Origin of the sequence: Shewanella sp. K8 (assembly GCF_028823715.1) — a bacterium.
GTDB classification, from domain to species: Bacteria; Pseudomonadota; Gammaproteobacteria; order Enterobacterales; family Shewanellaceae; genus Shewanella; species Shewanella algae.
In genome coordinates this window covers 1-4910 of the sequence record NZ_JAPEHY010000069.1, presented here as the reverse complement: position 1 = coordinate 4910, position 4910 = coordinate 1, and the positions used below count along the sequence as shown (strand labels likewise).

At 55.0% G+C, this 4910-nt stretch carries 3 protein-coding genes; all 3 read left to right on the top strand.

Annotated elements, in window-relative coordinates:
- Positions 1-199: hypothetical protein (locus ON072_RS20755; RefSeq protein ID WP_274626174.1), on the top strand; the 199-nt coding region annotated here is incomplete at its 5' end.
- Between the two features lie 119 nt (positions 200-318).
- Positions 319-3780 (top strand): BREX-1 system adenine-specific DNA-methyltransferase PglX, encoded by a 3462-nt coding sequence (locus tag ON072_RS20750; protein ID WP_261753250.1) that lies wholly within the window; start codon positions 319-321, stop codon positions 3778-3780.
- Positions 3781-3783: 3 nt separating this feature from the next.
- On the top strand, positions 3784-4910 hold a 1127-nt coding region (gene pglZ / locus ON072_RS20745; RefSeq protein WP_274626173.1), incomplete at its 3' end, for a BREX-1 system phosphatase PglZ type B.

Sequence of the window (4910 nt, the reverse complement as noted above, 5' to 3'; positions counted from 1 at the left end):
CGATAAAACCTCGGCCTTGGCCGGACGCTTTAGCCGGGTGCGGCAAGAGGCGGTAGACATGTTGGTGCCTAAGGCCAAGCAGGTGCAGCTTGCCAAAGTAGTGATTAAAACCGAGGCCGAGCTCGATACCTGGCTTATGCAGGTACGCGCAGACGTGATGGCGGCGCTCAATGAAAATCGCCCCGTGTCGTTGAAATAGTGCCGATAAAGCGCCGTTAAACATTGCCCGTATAAAGAGGCCTGATAACGAGCGAACAGCCGCGTTAACATAAGCCTTGCCCCCTGGGGCAAGGCTCATTGGATCAAAGAGAATTCCCTATGCGTCAAGCCCTGGATAAAACCCTAAGAAGCCATCTTGAAAAAGCCGTCGTCAACGCCCGTGAACTCACTGAAATTGCCGCATCCGAGGCCTTAAGCCGCTTGGGCGTAAGCCAGGCAGAGGCGCCATCGTACCTTAAGGACGATGAGCGAGCGCTGCGTAATCGCCTGCGCGCCCACGCCCGCCAGCTGGGTGACAAGCTTTACAGCAATGGCAAGCAAGACATAGCGCACCTTAGCGCCGAAATGGCCTACGAGCATTGGCATCGCATGTTGTTTGCCCGCTTTTTAGAGCAAAACCAGCTACTTATGTACGATGCTTACACCGCCGTCACCCTGACCGAATGCCAGGAGCTTGCCGCCGATGAAGGCTGTAAGGACGGCTGGCAGCTCGCCGGCCTGCTGGCCCAGCGCATGTTGCCGCAAATCTTCCAGAGCGACTCGCCGGTGCTGGCGCTGCCACTGGCCATCGACCGGGTGCGAGAACTCGAAGACCTTATTCTCACCCTGCCAACGGCGGTATTCGAGGCCCAGGACAGCCTCGGCTGGTGTTATCAGTTTTGGCAAAGCAAGCGAAAAGACGAGGTCAATGCCGCCGGTGTGCCCATTGGCGCCGATGAGCTAAGCCCGGTTACCCAGCTCTTTACCGAGCCATACATGGTGAGCTTTTTGCTCGATAACAGCCTAGGTGCCTGGTGGGCTAAAAAGCGCTTAACCGATGCCGACCTTCGCAGTGCCAGCGACGAGGCCACCTTACGCCGCGCTGCTGCCATTGACGGCGTACCGCTTGAGTACCTGCGCTTTGTTAAAACCGAAGATGGGCAAGGGGAGCTGTGGCAAGCGGCGGGTGGCTGGTTTGAGGCCTGGCCTGAGGATATCGCCGCGCTTAAAACCCTCGACCCTTGCTGTGGCTCGGGCCACTTTTTGGTGGCGCTGTTGTTAATGTTGGTGCCGATGCGTATGGCGCTTGAAGGCATAGATGCCAACACCGCCATCGACCGGGTGCTTAAGCAAAACCTCCATGGTTTGGAGCTCGATAGTCGCTGCGTCGAAATCGCCGCCTTTGCCCTGGCGCTGGAGGCCTGGCGTTACCCTAACGCCGGTGGTTATCGCAGCTTGCCGGCTCTTAATTTGGCCTGCTCTGGCCTCGATGTCAGTGCCCTTGGCAGCGAATGGCAGGCGCTGGCCAAGCAGCGCCCAGAGATAAGCGATGCCTTAAGCTGGTTTGCCCGCACCTTTAAAGACGCGCCTGTGCTCGGTAGCCTGATTGATGTCAATACCGCCAGCCTTTATAACGAAAAGCATCAAGGAAAGTCAGAGGGAGAACCTGCGCCCTGGCAAGTGTTGCTGGATGCGCAGGCCGGTATGCAAAACCTGGGTGACGAAGCGCAAACCGCCCAGGTCACCGCCCAGGGCCTGGCGATGGCGGCTAAGCTGCTGGCAGATAAATACACCCTGGTGGCCACCAATGTGCCGTATCTTGCCCGAGGTAAGCAGTGCGACACCCTAAAAGATTTCTGTGAAAACTATTACCCGGAAGCCAAGCCCGATTTAGCGACCGTGTTTCTCGAGCGTTGCCTCGATTTCAGCCCCAAAGGTGGCAGCTCGACCATAGTGCTGCCACAAAACTGGCTGTTTCTCACCAGCTACAAAAAGTTCCGCGAGAAGCTACTCACCCAAGACACCTGGAACCTGGTGGCGCGCCTGGGGCCAAGAGCCTTTGAAACCATCTCCGGCGAGGTGGTGCAAGCCATTCTAATCACCCTCAGCAAGGGCGCAGCCGCCCAAGGTGCCTTGCTCCATGGCCTGGATGTCTCCGCCCCCAAAACGGCAGCCGACAAAGCCGAGCAACTGCTGATTGAGCCGCTGAAGAGCGTAGAGCAAGCCAAGCAGTTGGAGAATCCGGATGCAAGAGTAGTAGTTAATCAATCAACATCTTCTGATTTTTTAACTAAGTTTGCCAATGGAGTTCATGGTTTTGGAAGTAAAGATTCACCACGATACTTTCAGCAAATATGGGAGCAATTTGGTCCAAATAACGATTGGCAGCTTATGTCAACAACGGTTGATAAGTGTCAAATGTTTGCAGGTCGACAACAACTTGTTTTTTGGCAACAGGGCAAGGGAATTTTGGCTGAGTTAGCTAAGAAAGGTCTTGCTATACCCGCAGGAGAAATGGCGTGGGGCAAAAAAGGGGTAGCAGTGAGTCAAATGGGGGCTCTGCCTGCGACAATTCATACCGGTGAGATATTTGATAAAAATGTTGCAATTGTGCTCCCTAAGTCCGAACAACATCTGCCTGCAATTTGGGCTTATTGCTCATCTCCTGAATATAACAGAGAGATTCGTCAAATAGATCAGTCATTGAAAGTGACTAATACAACGTTAGTTAAAGTTCCTTTTGATCTAGGATTTTGGCAAAAGGTTGCCGAAGAAAAATACTCCAACGGCCTTCCCAAACCTTACAGCAATGATCCCACCCAGTGGATTTTCCATGGCCACCCTTGTGGTTCGGTGGTGTGGGATGAAGACAAAAAGTGGACTGCGGTTGCCGAGAAGCGCACCGACGATACCGTGCTGCAGGTAGCGGTAGCGCGGCTGCTGGGTTACCGCTGGCCGGCGGAACTTGATGACAAGATGGAGCTCGCCGATGAGATGCTGACCTGGCTCTCCAAGTGCGACGAATTATTAAAACTGCAAGATGACGATGGCATCGTCTGTTTGCCGGCTATTCGCGGCGAAAAGGCGGCAGCCAATCGCTTAGAAGCCATGCTGCAGGCCGCCTACGAGGAGGATTGGTCCGCCAAGGTGCTCACCAATCTGCTTGCCAGTGTCGGCAGCAAGAGCCTGGAGACCTGGCTTAGGGATAAGTTTTTTGAGCAGCACTGCAAGCTCTTCCAGCATCGCCCCTTTATTTGGCAGATTTGGGATGGCCTCAGCGACGGCTTCTCGGTGCTGGTGAACTACCATAAGCTCGACTACAAAGGCCTGGAGCGGCTGATTTACACCTACCTTGGTGAGTGGATCCGCACCCAGGAGCATGGCGTAAAAGAGGGCATTGATGGCGCCGACAGCCGTTTGATGGCTGCCAAAAACCTAAAAGACACCCTCGAAGCCATTCTCAAGGGCGAGGCCATTAGTGGAAAAAGCGGTTTGGATATTTTTGTGCGCTGGAAACCGCTGCACGAGCAGCCAATCGGCTGGCACCCTGACCTAAACGACGGCGTGCGCCTCAATATCCGCCCCTTTATGCAAGCGCCAGACATAGGCAAGAAAGGCGCCGGTATCTTGCGCGCCAAGCCCAATATCAACTGGAATAAAGACCGCGGCACCGACGTGGCCTCCGCCCCCTGGTATCACTTAGGCCCAGAGTACGGCGAAAAAGAAGGCGCCCGCATCAACGACCACCACTTAAGCCTGGCCGAAAAACAAGCGGCGCGGGATGCAGTCAAAGGGAAGTAATGAATGCAAGTTATCGATAAGTTGGTGGAGCAGCTGCGCAAAAGCGCGGCCTATAACCCGGCGGTGCAGGTGGCACCGGCCGCCGTGCTGTGGACCGATGAAGCGTGCCAGTGGCAAAGTGCCATGCCCTTGATTAAAGAGTTCCTGCCAGAGCTGCTGGAGCTGGGCGACTATAACAGCGACGAGCGCACCGGCCCCGCTATTTGGCTTAAGTGCGTAATAGCCGGTGTGCTGGAAGAGGTGCAAATTCCCAAGGGGCGTACGCCCATCATCTATTTGCCTGGGGTGGGGCGTAAGGCGCTGCGTGCCATTGAAGAGTGCCCGGATGCGTTAAGACCTTTGGCCGAACTGCAATACCGTGGCAGCTGGTGGGCGTATAACACCGCCGGACGCGACTGGAGTGTAGCGGCGTTTTTAACCAATCCCAAAGTCGGACTAGAGCTCGATGTGGCCAAAGATACCCGCACCCAGGAGGTAATACCTCAGGTACTGCGCGATTTGTTGGAAGCCCGGGTTGAAACCTTAACCGGCAGGCGCTTGGAGGCGAAAGACTTTCAAGAATTGGTGTTTCACGACCCCATTAAAGACTTGCTCGGGTGGCTTAATCATCCCAGCCAGAAACGTGCCCAGTGGGATGAGAATAAGTGGCAACTCTTTTGCCAAACCTGTGAGGGCGAGTTTGGCCTACAACCCAGTGAGCATAACCACCAGCAGATGCTGGTAGCTATGCTGAATGCCGAGGGCCACTGGGCCGAGGTGTGGCAACGCTTTGAAGACTCTGCCCACAATTTACATGCCCTGGTGAGCGCCATCGCCACCATTACTCCAATGGATTTGGCAGCGGATTTAAGCCATTACCCCATTGAGAACGCCCGTGAAGAGCAAGCGTTGATGAAAGCGCTTGGCTCCCTGGGGCAGGGTGATCTTAGCCAAGTAAGGGGCAAACTGGCTGCGCTCTATAAGGAGCATAAGGTACGTGAAAGCTGGCTTTGGTATCGACTAGGGCAAGCCAGCTACCTGGAAATCTTAGCCGAGCTTGCCAAGGTGGCCAAGCTCACGACTCAGGTGTTTAGCCATCAGTCCCCTGATGAAATGGCTGAGCTTTATCGGGAAACCTATTGGCAGGCCGT